The organism is Cellulomonas taurus, from assembly GCF_012931845.1.
In the GTDB taxonomy this organism is placed as follows: Bacteria; Actinomycetota; Actinomycetes; order Actinomycetales; family Cellulomonadaceae; genus Cellulomonas; species Cellulomonas taurus.
Window position 1 is genome coordinate 3,108,715 of sequence record NZ_CP051884.1, and the last position, 15,341, is coordinate 3,124,055.

Genomic DNA, 15,341 nt, shown 5'->3' on the forward strand with positions numbered 1-15,341 from the left:
CGATCGGGCGCCGTGGCCCCGACCGGATTACCGCCCGGGCAGCACCAGCCAGCCCTTGCGGAAGCCGACGATCGTTCCCGAGCCCGCGAGCAGCAGACCGGCGGCACCCCAGGCCGCCGTCTGGGCCGCGACCGGGACGCTCGCCGGAATCAGCGCACCGCGCGCCTGGGTGACCGTCTGGGTCGCCACCGCTGGCACGCTCAACGGATCGGATGCCGGTGCGACGGCTGCCGCGGCCGCGGCAGGACCTCCCGCGGCGGTCCGTGCGGCGCGGTCGTCGACCCCCGCGCTCTGCGCCGCACCGCCCCCGGGACGTTCCGCCACCGGGACCAGCGCCGCCGCGGCGTCGTAGCTCGCGTACAGGGTGCCGGCCGGCTTCCGCTCGTCCGCCGCTGACCCGGAGGAGTACCAGTACGCGGCCTGGCCGGTCAGTCCCTGGAAGTCCACGAAGTCCTGCGGGAACGACCCCCAGTCGGCGCCGGTACGCACCTGGGCGGCGGCACCGGCAGGGGTGGCGACCGCGACGCCCCGGTAGGCGGGGAGAGCCGAGAACCCCTGATCGGTGAGCCGGACCCCGGACAGCTCGGCCAGGGTCACGGTGGTGTCCGCCAGCCGCGACCATTGCGCGGTGTCGGTCATCGACGTGCTGTACCCACCGGCGGTCGCGGTCAGACGGGCCGTGCCGTCGGCGGACACCGTGAGCATCGGATCGCTGGCCCACCAGTAGGTCATCCCGCCGTAGAACACCACGGTGAACGTCCCCGACCAGCGGATCTGCGCGGTACCGGCCTGCGGGTCCGCCGTGCCCACGCCACCGTCCAGGACCACGTGCTGCTCGGTGACCCGGTTGTTGCCCGCCGTCACGGTGACCCCGTCCCGGTCGCTGCACCGGCTGGCCCAGTCGGCGGTCACCCGACTGCCGTCGCTGGTCGGTCGGTCGATCCGCACCGCGCCGTCGGTCGCCCGGTACAGGCCGTCCTGCTCGGTCCAGACCTTGGCGCTCCCGGCATCACCGGTGGCACCCGGCACCCCGGCCATCAGGAAGTTGCAGCCCCCGAAGAACGCGCCGGCACCGGATTCGGCGTTCACCGACCACCGGAGTTGACCGTTGGTGATGTCGAGCTGTTGATCGCCGAGGTCGGGGATGGTCACGCCGACCTCGATCGCGCCGTCGTCCGATCCCTCGCCCGCCGCGAGCGCCGCCGGGGCACCGAGGAGCAGCAGCGCGCCGACCAGTGCCGCGCCGCCGAGCAGCCGCCTCATCGGACCGCCTCCGTCGCCGCCGTGGCCCGGGCACGTCGCCGTCGTCGCTGCGCGGTGACGAAGGAGACCACCACCGTGCTGAGCAGCACGCCACCGGCCGCCGCGAGCGCGATCTCCGCCGCTGTCCACCCGTGTCCGGTCCCGGAGTCGGTCTCGGCCGCCAACAGTTCGGCGGCCGTCGCCGCCGCCGGGTCGGCGGTGACGGTGAACTCCAGCTCCGAGGTCAGCCCGGACCCGGCCGCCGCCACCCGCAGCAGATGGGTGCCCACGCGGGTGTCGGCGGGCAGCCCCAACGCGCCGGCGATCTCCCCCTGGGCACCGGCGGTCAACGGGCCGAGCGACACGACGCCGTCGTCCAGCGTGACGGTCAGTTGCTCCCCCGGGTCGAATCCCTGCCCGGCGAAGGTCAGGGCGCGGCCGACCACCGCGGTCGCCTGGTCCACGCCGACGGTCGGCGCCGAGCGCTCGCCCTCCGCGCTCGGCGACGCGGCGGCGCCGTCGGGGGTGGGCTCGGCCGCACCGGCGGGTGCGAAGGTCACCGGTGTGAAGCTCTCGTTGCTCGGGTTCACCACGCCGTGCGCGCCGATCGTGATCACCCCGCACTGCACCTGGGTGCAGTCGATGCTCGTGGCCGCACCGTCCCTGCCCTGGGCGGTGAAGGTGGGGCCGGGGACGGTCAGGGTGGTGGACCAGGTGCCGTCGGCCGCCACGGTGCCGCCGTTCGCCGCCGCCTCGGTGTCCGCGCCGGGGAAGGCCACGAAGCGGAGGTAGCCCTGGTTGTCGGCGGTCTCGGAGTCGGGGATGTAGTCGTAGTCGATGCCGGTGCGGCCACCCTGGCTCGGTCGCCAGGTGCCACCGGCGGCGTCGTCCACCCACCCGAAGGACACGTAGATCCCGCCGAAGCCGCTCGGGACGGACTGGAACCCGGTGCCGGACAGCCGGAGGGTGGTCGGCCCGTCCAGGGACGCCTGGGCCCGGCCGTCGACGCCGACCACGTCCACGGCCCCGGCGGCCGTCGCCGTCTGGCCCACGGCCACGACCAGCCCGACGGCGACCGCGCCCACGGCCACTGCGCGTCCGATCACTGCTCTGCTCCTCGCTGTCGACGGTCATGGCTGCGCTCCGGCAGCACGATCAGCTCCGCCCCGTGCCGGATCACCCGCACCGGGTACTGGTAGAGCGCGCTGAGGGAATCGGCCCGGAGCACCGCGTCGGGCGCACCGACCGCATGCACCCGTCCACCACCGAGCAGCAGCACCCGATCGGCGTAGGCGGCCGCCAGCGACAGGTCGTGCACCACCGCGAGCACCGCGTCCCCAGCGCGCGCCCGGTGCCGGGCGTGCCCGAGGACCAGCTCCTGATGCCGGATGTCCAGCGCCGCGGTCGGCTCGTCCAGCAGCAGCACGGCGGTGCCCTGCGCCCGGCTGCGCGCGTAGGAGGTTCGGGCCTTCTCGCCGCCGGACAACGTCGGGAACCGGCGTGTCGTGAGGTGTCGCACGTCTGCGGCGTCCAGCGCGTCGGCCACCGCACGGTCGTCCTCGGTCTCCTCCGGCCGCCCCCGCCACGGCGCGCGCCCCATCCGCACCACGTCCAGCACGCTGAACGGGAAGCTCAACCGGTTCTCCTGCAACAGCACCGCCCGACGACGGGCCAGTTCGGCCGCCGGGGTGCTGTGCGCGTCCCGCCCGGTGTAGCGCACGCTGCCGGTGGTCGGCCGCAGGTCGCCCGCGAGCAGGCCCAGCAGGGTCGACTTGCCCGCGCCGTTGGGTCCGACCACCGCGAGCAGTTCGCCGGACAGCAGGTCCAGGTCGACCCCGGTGAGCAGCTCCTGCTCCTCGACGGCGTAGCCCAACCCCCTGGCCTGCACCACGGCGCTCATGCCCAGCCCCCGGCCGAGCGGCGGGTACGGCGGATCAGCCAGAAGAAGAACGGGCCGCCGACCAGCGCGGTGAGCATCCCGATCGGCAGGTCCGCGTACGGCACCGCGGTGCGCGCGACCAGGTCCGCCCCGGTCAGCAGCACGGCTCCACCGAGCGCGGAGAGCGGGATCAGCACCCGGTGCCCCGGGCCGAGCAGCATCCGGATCAGGTGCGGCACCACCAGTCCGACGAAGGCGATGATCCCGCAGAAGGCGACGGCGGCGGCGGTGAGCAGCGCCACGACCACGATGCACACCAGCCGCAGACGTTCGACATCCACCCCGACGTGCCGGGCGGCACGTTCGCCGAGCGCGAGCAGGTCCAGTCGACGGGCCAGCACCAGCGCCGCCACCAACCCGACGGCGACCAGCGGCGCGACCACGCCGACGTACGCCCACCGGGTGCCGTTCAGCGAACCCAGCTGCCAGAACACGATCTGCTCCCGGGACTGGGTATCACCGAGGAAGGTCAGGAAGGCCAGACCGGCGCCGCCCACCGCGTTCACCGCGACGCCAGTCAGCACCAGGGTCACCACCTCGGTCCGACCCTCCGACCGGGCGACCACGTACACCAGGACGGTCGCCACCAGCCCGCCGACGAAGGCCAGCACCGCCGTGGTGTACGCCCCGGCGAAGCTCAGGCCGAACACGATCCCGGTGCAGGCGGCCAGCGCGGCGCCCGATGACACGCCCACCACGCCGGGATCGGCGAGCGGGTTGCCGAACACCCCCTGCATCACCGCACCGGCGGTCGCCAGGGCGGCGCCGACCAGCACCGCCATCGCCACCCGAGGGAACCGGATGCTCCACAGCGCGGCATCGCCGTTCGGGTGCGTCGGCGACGGCAACCAGTCGAGCCCGATCCGGTGCAGCACCGAGCCGAGCACCTGCTGGGGTGGCACGTCCAGCTGTCCGCGCCCGGCGCTGAGCCCGGCCAGCACCACCAGGCAGCACACCAGCGCGACGGTCACCGGGAGCACCCGCGAGCGCCGGCCGGTCATGCCGCGTCCGGTGCGTAGAACGCCCGGGCCAGCGCGTCCAGGGTCTGCGCGGTGGTGGGCCCGAAGCCGAGCAGCTGACTGTCGGCCATGTCGACCACCCGGCGGTGCTCCCCCGCGGGGGTCTGGGCCACCGCGGGCAGCTGCTCCAGCAGACCGTCCACCCCGCCCACCGACGCCAGACCCTCGGTCATCACCAGGATCAGATCCGGCTGTGCCGCGATCAGTCCCTCGTCGGTGATCGGCCGCATCCCCTGCCAGCCGATCTCGGTGGCGACGTCCACCCCGCCGAGGGTGCTGATCAACGAATCGGCTCCCGAACCGGTGCCGAACAGGTAGTAGACCCCGGCGCTGCCCCGCAGGTAGAGGAAGACCACCCGCAGCTTCTCCGCGGGATCGGCGGGCGCCAGCCGGGCGATCTGGGTGCTCACCCGGTCGATCTCCGCCTGGGTGCGCTCGCTCAGCGCAGCACCGGCCTCCGGCAGTCCGACGGCGGCCGCGACCTGGGTGATCAGGGTGGCCACCGTGTCCAGACCGCGATGCGCGTCCATCACGACCACCGGGATCCCGGCGTCCCGCATCTGCAACACCACATCCCAGGGGCCGAGGGTGGTGTCCGTGATGATGAGCGTCGGCGCGAGGTTCAGGATCGCCTCGCCGGTGAGCTCGTGGCCGTTCGTGGTGACCAGCGGCTTGTCGATGATCTCGGTGAAGTCCGAGGAGGTGTCCCGGCCGACGACGCTGTCGCCCAGTCCCAGCTCGTAGACGATCCGTGAGGTGGAGCCGTACAGGTCGAGCGCCAGGATCCGGCTGGTGTCCGTGACGGTCACGGTGGTGCCCTGCGCGTCGGTGACCGTGGCGGGCAGCGCGGGCCGCGGATCGTCGACCACCGGAGCCACCGGCGCGGCGGACGACACCGCGGTGCTCGGCCCGGCGTACTCCCGGGGGTGGTCCAGCGGGGTCAGCGAGTCCAGCGCCGGACGGTCGGCGGCGGCGACCGGACCGGCGTCGCCCGCGGGGCCGTTCAGCGAACACCCGGCCAGGACGGCGAGCGCGACGAACGACATGAGGGCACGACGGAACAACGACATGACGGGATGGACTCCTGCTCAGCGAAGGCTCGCCTAACCTAAGTTAGGTCGTCCTCACTAGGCAAGAGTCCGCAGGTCACGACACGACAACGGCCCGCCGGGATGACTCCCGACGGGCCGTGTCGACTCCGATCAGCGCTCCTTGAGCCGCTGCTCCTCACGCTTGACCTCGGCGAAGCTGGCCCGCTCCCGGTGCAGCCACTCGGGCGCCTCGGCGATCACTGCCTCGATCTGCTCGGTGGTCAACGGGTCGGTCAGCCCGGCCCGGGCCAACCCCGACATCGACACCCGCAGCCGGGCCGCCACCACCTGGCGGGGGTGCGGTCCGTTGCGGCGCAGCTCGGTCAGCCACTCCGGCGGGTTCTGCTGCCACTCGTCCAGCTGGTCGCGGGACACCGGCCCGGCCTGGAACTCCGCCGGGGTCGCCGGCAGGTACACGCCGAGCTTGGCCGCGGCGGTGGCGGGCTTCATGGTCTGGGTCGCGCGGGCACGACGGGGCTGCGAGGTCACCCACCCAGGATACGGACTCAGGCGTCGAGCAGCCGTCGCACCTCGCGCGCGGCCGCCCGACCGGCCCGATTCGCCCCGATGGTGCTGGCACTGGGCCCGTAACCGACCAGCTGCACCCGAGAGTCGACCACCGCCCGGGTGCCGTTCAGCTCGATGCCGCCGTTGCGGTGCCGCAGCTTCAGACCCGCCAGGTGCTCCACCGCCGGCCGGAACCCGGTCGCCCACAGCACCACGTCCGCCGCCACGTGCTCCGGCCCGTCCACCCAGCCCTCCGCGACCGGCCCGGGCACCCAGCGGGCACCGTCCGGGACCAGACGGTCGAACATCGGCCGGGCCAGCAGCACGCCCGACGCGATGCCCGCCCGGTACTCCGGGGTCAGGGACAGCCCGGTCGCCGACACGATGCTGGCCGGTGGCAGCCCCTCCCGGGTGCGCTGCTCCACCCGGGCCACCGCCTCCCGACCCAGCTCCGGGGAGAAGTCGGCGTCCACCCACTCCGGCGGCCGACGAGTGACCCAGGTGGTCGAGGCGGCCACCCCGGCGATCGCCAGCAGGTGCTGGGCCGCCGAGCTCCCGCCGCCGACCACGATCACCCGGCGACCGGCGAACTCCTCCGGTCCGCGGTAGTCGTGGGTGTGCAGCTGGGTCCCGGCGAAGTCGCGCTGCCCGGGGTACACCGGCCAGAACGGTCGGGTCCAGGTGCCGGTGGCGTTGATCAGCGCCCGGGCGAGCCAGGTCCGGCGCACCCGGCGGGGTGCCTGCGGGACGGTCGGCACCGCGTGCGGCTCCGGCCGGAGCGCCCCGGCCCCGCAGCCGAGCAGGTCGACGGGCTGTTCGGTCGACCGCGCCTGCGGCCCCGGGTCGCCGACCGGCAGCCCGGAGCGGTCCACCGACTCCACCGCCAGCAGCCCGTCGGGCGCGTCGGTCACCGCCCGCACCTGGACCGGGCGTCGCACCCGCAGCCCCTCGTCCGCCTCGAACGCGCCGAAGTAACCGGGCAGCGCCACCGCAGCCGACAGTTCGGGGTCGAAGCTCGGCATCGGCCGGTTCGGCAGTTCGTACACGCTGTGCACGGTCCGCATGGTCAGCGACGGCCAGCGTTCGCGCCAGGCACCGCCCGGACCGTCGGCGGCGTCCAGCACCACGAAGGTCGGTGCACCCGGCTCGGGGGCGTCGACCGGGGCGAATCCGGAACGTCGCAGGTGCGCGGCGGCCGACAGTCCGGCCTGTCCGGCGCCGATCACCACCACATCCACCGGCTGCAGGTCGTCATCAGGGGCCACGCCCGGACAACGTCGCGCGGACCGGGGACGTTCCCCGGTCAGGGCAGCTCGGCCCGGATCAGAGCCTCCCGGTCGGGGAGACCGAGCGTCGACAGCGCACGGTCGAGGTGCATGCGCGCGCTGGTCACACTCATGAACAGCCCCGCTGCCACCGCCTCGTCGTCGGCACCGGCCCGCACCAGTTCCACCACGTCGCGCTGGCGCTCGCTCAGCTGGGTGACGGCGTCCGGCACCGACTCGGTGAGGCCGAGGACGCCGCGCACCACGACGGCGAGTTCGGCCGCGGGCGGCACCTCGGCGAGCGCCGCGTGCATTCCCGGGCGGTCGTCGTCGGCGAAGGCCCGGTGCAGGCGGAACCAGGGCGCGAGCATCGGCATCGACACCCGGTCCAGGTGCTGCTCGATCACCGTCAGCTGCTCCGCCGTGTAGCGGGCGGGTCGGCGCAGCCAACACTCCAGCGCCACCCCGACCTGGCCGCGTTCGGCCCGGCGCAGCCCCTCCGCCCACAGCTCGTCGTCCACCGCCGCGGCGTCGACGTCGGTGGCGCCGTGGGCGACCAGGGCTTCGGCCAGCGGCAGCAGCGGGTCCAGCAGCGGGTGGAACCTGACCGGGGCCGCACGGAGTTCGGCGAGCAGGTTCTCGGCCGTGGACTGGTCGCCGAGCTGGACCTGCAGGCTCGCCGCCAGTGCCAGCGCGCGCAGGAAGAACGGTTGCTCGGCCGGCCCCGCCGTGCCGCAGCGCAGCGCGAGGCTCACCGCGACCCAGGCGACGTCGGGTCGACCGGTCAGGGACAGCACCTCGGCGAGCAGGCAGGCGTGCACCCGGACCCCGTCGGCGTCCAGCTCCTCGGCGGCTGCCTCCAATCGCGCCCGGGACTGTCGCTCGACCTCGTCCCAGTCCCCGAGCAGCAGCAGGGCGGTGGCACGCAGACCGGACAGGAAATGGCCGAGGACACCCGGGGGGCCGGTGAGCTCCCCGCGCTCGGCCAGCGGCAGCGCGAGGTCGGGGCGACCGACGTCGATCAGGGCACCGGCCAGCACCGCCGTCAGCACCGCGATCCGCGAGTCGGTGCCGTCCACGGGGAGGGACTCCACCAGCGGGTCCACCGGTCGTCCCGCCCGCGCCAGCTCGAACACGCGGTGTCGGTACTCCTCGGCCTCGATCAGCGGTGCCAGATCCTCCCGGTGCTCGGCGGTCAGGCGGTCGACCTCGGCCCGGCCCCCGCCGCTCCACCGGGTGTGGATCAGGAAGCGCAGCCGGTAGAGCGCGCGGTCGATCGGATCGTCCTGGGGCGAGACGGCCGTGGTTCGGTAGACCTCGGCGAACTCCCCGGCCACCGGGCGGCGGCTCAGCACGGCGAGGTAGGCGTTCGCCGTGTGCACGCCGGGCGCTGCCGACCAGGCGGCGCGCAGCGCGGCTTCCTGCGCCACCTCGTGCTCCTCGATCTGGGCCGCCAGCTGGGCGACCCAGATCGCACCCGAGCCCGGGTCCGCGGCGGAGGGGGTGAGCAGGTCATCGAGCGTCGACCGCTCGCCGGCCCGGGTCCGGCCGTACCGCGGATCGACGGCCTGGGCGCGTTCGGCGAACTCGATGCGTCGGCGACCGGTCAGCCCGGCACGGAGCGCGGCGGCCAACGCCGGCGGCGAGACGGCGAGCTGCCCCGCGCCGAGCCGGAGCGGTGACCCGATCACTCTGCCGCGCTCGGTCAGCTCGCTCAGCAGGAGGGGGTCGACGACGTGCTCGGCGAGCCGATCCGGCACCGGTCCGAGCCAGGACAGGAACTCGAGCGCGTCGGCCTCCTCCCGGGTCAGGCGCGGCAGGAACGCGTTGGCCACCCCGTCGGTCGGCAGGCTGGTGACGCTGGTGACCGCCTGCCACCGACCGTCACGGAGTTCGATCGCCCCGGCGTGCAGCGCGGCGTCGATCAACACGTCGATCACCCGGGGGTTGCCGGCGGACCGCGCCGCGATCGACGCCAGCAGCGGCGCGGCGGGCGGGGCGCCGAGGTGTTCGGTCACCTGCTGCAGCACCGAGCTGTAGCTCATCGGTCGCAGCCACACGTCGGCGGGTGCACGGTCGGCCAGCAGCGCCGCGATCATCGGGAGGCCGTGCGGATCCCGGCGACGCCCACCCGCCGTCGACACCACGCGGCACCCCACCTCGGTGAGCACCTGGTGCACCGTCTGCATGGTCCCCGCGTCCAGTGCGGCGGCGTCGTCGAGCAGCAGGGTCGCGCCGTCGGCGGACAGTTCGTCGGTCAACCACCGGGACGGGTCGCCGCCGGAACCACCTCGCACCGGGGTGGGCCAGGACGGGTGCGTCAGCAGCGCCGCCCGGTCAGCGGGGCCGGCCGCGCGGATCAGCACCGGGTGTGCGTCCCGGCCGGAGAGTCGCTCGGCCAGCCCGCGCAGCACTGTGCTGCGGCCAGAGCCGTCGTCGCCGCGGATCACGACGTCCCGGCCGAGTTCCAGCCAGGAATCGACGGCATCGAGGGTGAGTTCGAGATCGCGGAGCACGGAGGCACCTCTCAGCTGGGTACGGCGTGTCCGCGACCCTAGGAACTCGGTGCCACACGGAGTACCCGAATCCGCCCGAATAGGGGGTAAGCCCGGCCCTGTGAGGTAGTGGATCGAAGCAATGTGAGTAGCGAATGCCCACGACCAGAGTGCCGACCGCTCATGGATGAGTACTCAGACCACGAACAGACTGATAGGGATGACGCATGAGCCACACCGTGCGCCGCACGACCGGGTCCCTCCCCGACGCCACCGCCGGATCCGTCCGTGCGCTCGCCCGGGCCGCCGCCGATATCGACGGCGTGCCGCCGCTGTCCGAGCAGCCGTTGCTGTGGCTGACCGGCGGCGGACCCGCCGTCCACCACTTGCTGGTCGGCCCGGACGAGGCACCGACCGGCTACGCGCAGCTGGACCTGCGCGATCCGGCGCGGGCCACCGCCGAGCTGGTGGTGCACCCGGAGCACCGTCGGACCGGCCGGGGCACCGCTCTGCTGGACGCGTTGACCACCACCGCCGAGCAGGTGGACGTCTGGGCGCACGGCGACCTCCCCGCCGCCCGCTCGCTCGCCGCCCGCCGCGGCCTGCCGGTGGTCCGCGAGCTCTGGCAGATGCGGCTCGATCCCCTGACCACCCCCGCCGCACCGATGCCCACACCGCCGGACGTGCTGGTTCGTCCCTTCGTGCCCGGGCGGGACGAGGGCCCCTGGCTGGCGCTGAACGCCGCGGCCTTCGCGCACCACCCCGAGCAGGGCCGGCTCGACCGCGCCGACCTGACGGCGCGGCAGAACGAACCGTGGTTCGACCCGGCCGGATTCCTGCTCGCCGAGTCCCGGGCCGACGGGCGGCTGCTCGCGGCGGGTTGGACCAAGGTGCCGCCGGGTGAGGACGAAGGCGAGATCTACGTGCTGGGGGTGCATCCCGGGGCGCAGGGCCGCGGACTGGGGCGCCTGCTGACCGACCGGATGCTGAGCCATCTGGCCGACCGGGGTCTGCGCGCCGTCGTCCTCTACACCGAGGGCGACAACACCCCGGCCGTCCGCACCTATCAGCGCGCGGGCTTCGTCCGCAGCGCGGTGGACGTGGTGTTCCGGCTCTGACCGGCTGTCCACAGCCGCTGCCGGAGGCCGGTGGTCCCCAGGGCGCGGGAACTCGGTCACCCACTGGACACCTTCCGGTGTCATATTGGGGCGATGAGCGACAACCCGGACCAGCCGCCCCGCGGTCGCACCCGGCGGACCACCGCCACCAGCAGCACCGCCGCCCCGACCAGCAGCTCCTCGACCAGTAGCCGCAGGACGGCGAGCAGCCGAGGTGCGAACGGTGCGGGCAGCAACGGCCGCGCCTCGGGCACCAGAACGCAGGACGGGCGCTCGACCCGCTCCCGGTCGACGACCGGAACCGCTGCCGAACCCGGCACGGGCGGTTCCCCGACCACCGGCGCCTCCACGGCGGCGGCGCAGCTGGCGGAGGACGCACGCACCCGGACCGGTCGCCCGCTGGCACCGGAGCTCGCCGCGCACATCGCCGAGCACATCGCCCCGGTGTCCGAACCCGGCTCCGCGGAGGGGCTGGACGCCGCTCCCCTGCCCGACGACCGCTTCCTCGACCGCGAGTTGTCCTGGCTGGCGTTCAACCAGCGGGTGCTCGAACTCGGCGAGGACGACACCCAGCCGCTGCTGGAACGGGTGCGCTACCTGGCGATCTTCGCCTCGAACCTGGACGAGTTCTTCATGGTCCGGGTCGCCGGCCTGAAGCGCCGGATCGCGGCCGGGCTGGCCGTCACCGCCGCCTCCGGGCTCAGCCCGCGCCAGGTCCTGGAGTCGATCAGCGAGCGCGCCCACGACCTGATGAAGCGGCATGCCAAGGTCTTCGCCGAGCAGGTGCAGCCCGCCCTCGCCGCCGAGGGCATCACGCTGGTCCGCTGGGAGGAACTGGGCGACACCGAGCAGGACCGGCTGCGCAAGTTCTTCCGCAAGCAGATCTTCCCGGTGCTCACCCCGCTGGCCGTCGACCCGGCCCACCCGTTCCCCTACATCTCCGGGCTGTCGTTGAACCTGGCCGTGGTGGTGGCGAACCCGACCACCGGCAAGGAGCACTTCGCGCGGGTGAAGGTCCCGCCGCTGCTCCCCCGGTACATCGCGGTGGACGCCAAGGGCCGCCCGGCCGCCGTCGCCGCCCAGGCACCGGTGGACAAGCGCCCGATGTCCTTCGTGCCGATCGAGGACGTGATCGCCCAGCACCTGGACTACCTGTTCCCCGGGATGGAGATCCGCGAGCACCACACCTTCCGGGTCACCCGCAACGAGGACGTGGAGGTCGAGGAGGACGACGCCGAGAACCTGTTGCAGGCGCTGGAGAAGGAGCTGCTGCGCCGCCGGTTCGGCCCCCCGGTCCGGCTCGAGGTCGCCGACAGCATCAGCCCGCGCATCCGGCAGCTGCTGATCCGCGAGCTCGGCGTGGTCGAGGAGGAGGTGTACGAGCTCCCCGCACCCCTGGACCACACCGGCCTCAACCTGATCGCCGACCTGGACCGGCCGGATCTGCAGTACCCGAAGTTCGTGCCCACCACGCACCGCTTCCTGGCCGAGGTCGAGTCCGCCACGCCGACCGACGTGTTCGCGGCCATCAGGGCCCGGGACATCCTGCTGCACCACCCCTACGACTCGTTCAGCACCTCGGTCCAGACCTTCCTGGAGCAGGCGGCCGCCGACCCCAAGGTGCTCGCGATCAAGCAGACGCTGTACCGGACCTCCGGTGACTCGCCGATCGTGGATGCGCTGATCGACGCCGCCGAGGCCGGCAAGCAGGTGCTGGCCCTGGTCGAGATCAAGGCCCGGTTCGACGAGCAGGCCAACATCGGCTGGGCGCGCAAGCTGGAGCAGGCCGGGGTGCACGTCGTGTACGGCATCGTCGGGCTGAAGACGCACGCCAAGCTCTCCCTGGTCGTGCGCCAGGAGTCCGACGGCCTGCGCCGCTACTGCCACGTCGGCACCGGCAACTACAACCCGAAGACCGCCCGGATCTACACCGACCTCGGCCTGCTCACCTGCGATCCGGACGTCGGCCAGGACCTCACCCGGCTGTTCAACCAGCTGTCCGGTTACGCGCCCAAGTCCCGGTTCCACCGCCTGCTGGTCGCACCCCGATCCGTCCGGGCCGGTCTGATCGAACGGATCGACCGGGAGGCGCAGGCAGCCCGCGAGGGCCGTCCGAGCTGGATCAAGATCAAGGTGAACTCGATGGTCGATGAGGAGACCATCGACGCCCTGTACCGGGCCTCCAGCGCCGGGGTACCGGTGGACCTGGTGGTCCGGGGGATCTGCGCGATGCGACCCGGGGTGCCCGGCCTGTCCGAGACCGTGCGGGTGCGCTCCATCCTGGGCCGGTTCCTGGAGCACTCCCGGGTGTTCGCGTTCTGCGCCGACGGCGGGATGCGCAAGGACCTGGTCGATGGCGGCAAGGAGTCCGACGTGCTGATCCCCGGCCCGGAGGTCTTCATCGGCTCGGCCGACCTGATGCACCGCAACCTGGACCGCCGGGTCGAGGCGCTGGTGCGGATCTCCGACCCGGAGCAGATCGCCGACCTGGTCGACCTGATGGACGCGTCCATGGCCGATGCCACCGTCTCCTGGCACCTCGCGGCGGACGGGACCTGGACCCGGCACGACACCGGTGAGGAGGGACGGCTGCGCGACCTGCAGTCGAGTCTGATCTACCGGCAGCGCCGCCGACTGGGCGCGGGCCGATGAGCGCTGGCACCTCGGTCGCCGACGCCGCACGCGCCGCCCGCACCGCCCGGGAGGCCCGGCGACCGCAGGTGGTCGAAGCGGCCGGCGCCCTGGTGTGGCGGGTGCGACAGGGCCGGTTGCAGGTCGCCCTGGTGCACCGGCCCCGCTACCGGGACTGGTCCTGGCCCAAGGGCAAGGTCGAACCGGAGGAACACGTCACCGTCGCTGCCATCCGGGAGGTCGAGGAGGAGACCGGGCTGCCGATCGTGCTGGGTCGCCCGCTGCCCGGCCTGCAGTACGCGATGTCCGACGGCCGGCACAAGCGGGTGCACTATTGGGCCGCGCAGGTCGCCGGACGGCCGGAGGGCGCCGCCTTGCAGGCCCGGCCCCCGGTGCATCACGCCGACGCCTCGGAGATCGACCGGGTCGCCTGGATGGACACCGACGTCGCCCGGCGCAAGCTCACCCGGCGCGCCGACGTCGAACCGTTGGACGCCCTGGTCAAGGCCCATCACAAGGGCAGGTTGGACACCCGTGCGCTCGTGGTGGTCCGGCACGGCCGTGCCCGCAGCCGCGCCGCCCACGGTGCCGAGGAAGCGACGAGACCGCTCACCCCGGTCGGCCGCCGCCAAGCCGAGGACCTGGTGCCGCTGCTGTCGGCCTTCGGCGTCGCGGAGCTGATCAGCAGCCCGTGGACCCGCTGCCGCGCCACCGTCGAGCCCTATGCCGCCGCCGCCGGGCTGCGGCTCACCGAACTGCCCGCCCTGACGGAACATGCGAACGCCGGCGACCCGGCCGCCACCACCAACGCCGCCGAGGCGCTGCTCGCCGCCCGGGGCGGATCGGTCGATCTCGCGGTGTGCACCCATCGCCCGGTGCTCCCGACCGTCCTCGGGGTGATCGCGGCCCACGCCCGGACCAAGGCGCGGGCGGCACTGCCGGAGTCCGACCCGTGGCTGCGGCCCGGGGAGATGCTGGTCGCGCACGTGTCCACCACGCCGGAGAAGGACGGGCAGCCGCGGGTGCTGGCGGTGGAGCGGCACCTGCCCTGACGGAAAATGTGGGACTCCCGCAAGATTTTTCCGCTCCTGCATTCACACAAAGCTGTGCGCTCGATAGAGTAATTCGCGCAAGGGGCACTCGCCCTGATTGTCGCGCGAAGGGTGCGTTTCATATGGGATTGAGGAAGACTGCGGGCATCGCGCTCGCCACGGTGGCGCTGTTCGGAGCAACCACTCTGGCCGCTCCAGCGGCCCAAGCTCTGTTGCCGATCAAATGGGGACCCTATCCGACCTACGCCGCGTGTAAGGACCGGATGGAGCGGGCGAAACCCTATGTCACCCGGGTGAGCGCGTGCAGCGGGGAAAAGCAGGGCAACGGAACCGTGCTGTGGTACTTCCGCTCTACCCAGTGACGGCTCCACATACGAACGGCGCGCCCCCGTGCGGGGACGCGCCGTTCGTCGTGCGGTCAGCTCAGAGAGCGGAGCCCTTCAGGGTGCCGGTCACCCGCTCCGGGCTCATCACGATGCACTGGATGACCCGGTCGTCCGCCTGCTCCCAGCCGTCCTGCAGCGGGGTCATCGGCTGGACGTCCAGCGTGGACTCCTCGTAGGAGAGGCCGACGAACGGGGCGAACTCGTCGTAGCAGAACTGGGACGCCTGCTCCTGGATGTCGGTCGGGTAGTCACCCTTCGGCAGCTCGGTCTCGGCGTAGATCTCCGAGTCGTGCTCGTCGGCGCACGGCACGGTCGGCAGCGACGACACCTCCTCGGCGAGCTGGCTGGAGGCGAGGTCGAGGCAGTCGCCCACGGCGATGGTGAACACGTTCGCGTCGGCGGATGCGGTGATCTCACCCGAGGACTCGTCGCGCTGGGCGTCCGGCGCGGAGGAGCAGCCGGAGAGGGCGAGGGAGGCCACAGCGAGGCCCCCGAGGACATAGGTGAGGTTCAGCTTCCGCACAGACATGTCACGCAGTGAACCGGATGACCAGCCGATTCGTCCAGTTGAACCGAATTGTCCCAGGTGCTCCGAA

The 15,341-nt window shown here is 73.1% G+C and carries 13 protein-coding genes; 4 read left to right on the forward strand and 9 right to left on the reverse strand.

Translation table 11 applies throughout. The features are described from left to right. Positions 1-27: 27 nt before the first annotated feature. From HGK68_RS14390 to HGK68_RS14425, 8 genes are all read right to left on the reverse strand, one after another. On the reverse strand, positions 28-1,263 hold the full coding sequence (locus tag HGK68_RS14390) for a hypothetical protein (RefSeq protein WP_169166582.1): 1,236 nt from the start codon (positions 1,261-1,263) through the stop codon (positions 28-30). After that, the gene (locus HGK68_RS14395; protein WP_169166583.1) at positions 1,260-2,348 is read right to left on the reverse strand and encodes a hypothetical protein; all 1,089 of its coding nucleotides are present in this window, start codon (positions 2,346-2,348) and stop codon (positions 1,260-1,262) included. The genes HGK68_RS14390 and HGK68_RS14395 overlap by 4 nt, the downstream gene beginning before the upstream one ends. Continuing rightward, a complete protein-coding gene (locus HGK68_RS14400) occupies positions 2,345-3,142 on the reverse strand; it encodes a heme ABC transporter ATP-binding protein (RefSeq protein ID WP_169166584.1) in 798 nt (265 codons plus the stop codon). The genes HGK68_RS14395 and HGK68_RS14400 overlap by 4 nt, the downstream gene beginning before the upstream one ends. Then, the gene (locus tag HGK68_RS14405; protein WP_169166585.1) at positions 3,139-4,182 is read right to left on the reverse strand and encodes a FecCD family ABC transporter permease; all 1,044 of its coding nucleotides are present in this window, start codon (positions 4,180-4,182) and stop codon (positions 3,139-3,141) included. The genes HGK68_RS14400 and HGK68_RS14405 overlap by 4 nt, the downstream gene beginning before the upstream one ends. Then, complete coding sequence (locus HGK68_RS14410) at positions 4,179-5,270, reverse strand: heme/hemin ABC transporter substrate-binding protein (protein WP_169166586.1); 1,092 nt, start codon at positions 5,268-5,270, stop codon at positions 4,179-4,181. Before HGK68_RS14410 ends, HGK68_RS14405 begins: the two co-directional genes overlap by 4 nt. Positions 5,271-5,402: 132 nt before the next feature. Beyond that, entirely contained in the window at positions 5,403-5,741 is a 339-nt protein-coding gene (locus tag HGK68_RS14415; RefSeq protein WP_169167147.1) for a DUF5997 family protein, read from the reverse strand. 56 nt (positions 5,742-5,797) lie between these two features. Next, on the reverse strand, positions 5,798-7,063 hold the full coding sequence (locus HGK68_RS14420; protein WP_246260409.1) for an NAD(P)-binding domain-containing protein: 1,266 nt from the start codon (positions 7,061-7,063) through the stop codon (positions 5,798-5,800). A gap of 38 nt (positions 7,064-7,101) precedes the next feature. Further along, complete coding sequence (locus HGK68_RS14425; RefSeq protein ID WP_169166587.1) at positions 7,102-9,579, reverse strand: helix-turn-helix domain-containing protein; 2,478 nt, start codon at positions 9,577-9,579, stop codon at positions 7,102-7,104. 206 nt (positions 9,580-9,785) lie between these two features. Between HGK68_RS14425 and mshD the strand changes: the two genes are divergently transcribed. The 4 genes from mshD to HGK68_RS14445 all read left to right on the forward strand — a co-directional run bounded on the left by mshD (position 9,786) and on the right by HGK68_RS14445 (position 14,721). Further along, positions 9,786-10,676, forward strand: a complete 891-nt coding sequence (mshD, locus tag HGK68_RS14430) for a mycothiol synthase (protein WP_169166588.1) — start codon at positions 9,786-9,788, stop codon at positions 10,674-10,676. A 93-nt stretch (positions 10,677-10,769) separates the two neighbouring features. Next, the gene (locus tag HGK68_RS14435) at positions 10,770-13,328 is read left to right on the forward strand and encodes an RNA degradosome polyphosphate kinase (protein ID WP_246260411.1); all 2,559 of its coding nucleotides are present in this window, start codon (positions 10,770-10,772) and stop codon (positions 13,326-13,328) included. Beyond that, entirely contained in the window at positions 13,325-14,359 is a 1,035-nt protein-coding gene (locus HGK68_RS14440; protein WP_169166589.1) for an NUDIX hydrolase, read from the forward strand. Before HGK68_RS14435 ends, HGK68_RS14440 begins: the two co-directional genes overlap by 4 nt. A gap of 122 nt (positions 14,360-14,481) precedes the next feature. Continuing rightward, positions 14,482-14,721, forward strand: a complete 240-nt coding sequence (locus tag HGK68_RS14445) for a hypothetical protein (protein WP_169166590.1) — start codon at positions 14,482-14,484, stop codon at positions 14,719-14,721. Positions 14,722-14,782: 61 nt separating this feature from the next. On the opposite strand, the gene HGK68_RS14450 is transcribed toward HGK68_RS14445, so the two are convergent. Then, positions 14,783-15,274, reverse strand: coding sequence for a septum formation family protein (locus tag HGK68_RS14450; protein ID WP_169166591.1), 492 nt, complete (start codon positions 15,272-15,274; stop codon positions 14,783-14,785). Between the last annotated feature and the right edge of the window lie 67 nt (positions 15,275-15,341).

What these genes read in the sequence shown, in the direction of transcription:
- HGK68_RS14390 (WP_169166582.1), bottom strand. Translation starts at nt 1,263, where the DNA reads ATGAGGCGGCTGCTCGGCGGCGCGGCACTGGTCGGCGCGCTGCTGCTC.
- HGK68_RS14400 (WP_169166584.1), bottom strand. Translation starts at nt 3,142, where the DNA reads ATGAGCGCCGTGGTGCAGGCCAGGGGGTTGGGCTACGCCGTCGAGGAG.
- HGK68_RS14405 (WP_169166585.1), bottom strand. Translation starts at nt 4,182, where the DNA reads ATGACCGGCCGGCGCTCGCGGGTGCTCCCGGTGACCGTCGCGCTGGTG.
- HGK68_RS14410 (WP_169166586.1), bottom strand. Translation starts at nt 5,270, where the DNA reads ATGTCGTTGTTCCGTCGTGCCCTCATGTCGTTCGTCGCGCTCGCCGTC.
- HGK68_RS14415 (WP_169167147.1), bottom strand. Translation starts at nt 5,741, where the DNA reads ATGAAGCCCGCCACCGCCGCGGCCAAGCTCGGCGTGTACCTGCCGGCG.
- mshD (WP_169166588.1), top strand. Translation starts at nt 9,786, where the DNA reads ATGAGCCACACCGTGCGCCGCACGACCGGGTCCCTCCCCGACGCCACC.
- HGK68_RS14435 (WP_246260411.1), top strand. Translation starts at nt 10,770, where the DNA reads ATGAGCGACAACCCGGACCAGCCGCCCCGCGGTCGCACCCGGCGGACC.
- HGK68_RS14440 (WP_169166589.1), top strand. Translation starts at nt 13,325, where the DNA reads ATGAGCGCTGGCACCTCGGTCGCCGACGCCGCACGCGCCGCCCGCACC.
- HGK68_RS14445 (WP_169166590.1), top strand. Translation starts at nt 14,482, where the DNA reads ATGGGATTGAGGAAGACTGCGGGCATCGCGCTCGCCACGGTGGCGCTG.
- HGK68_RS14450 (WP_169166591.1), bottom strand. Translation starts at nt 15,274, where the DNA reads ATGTCTGTGCGGAAGCTGAACCTCACCTATGTCCTCGGGGGCCTCGCT.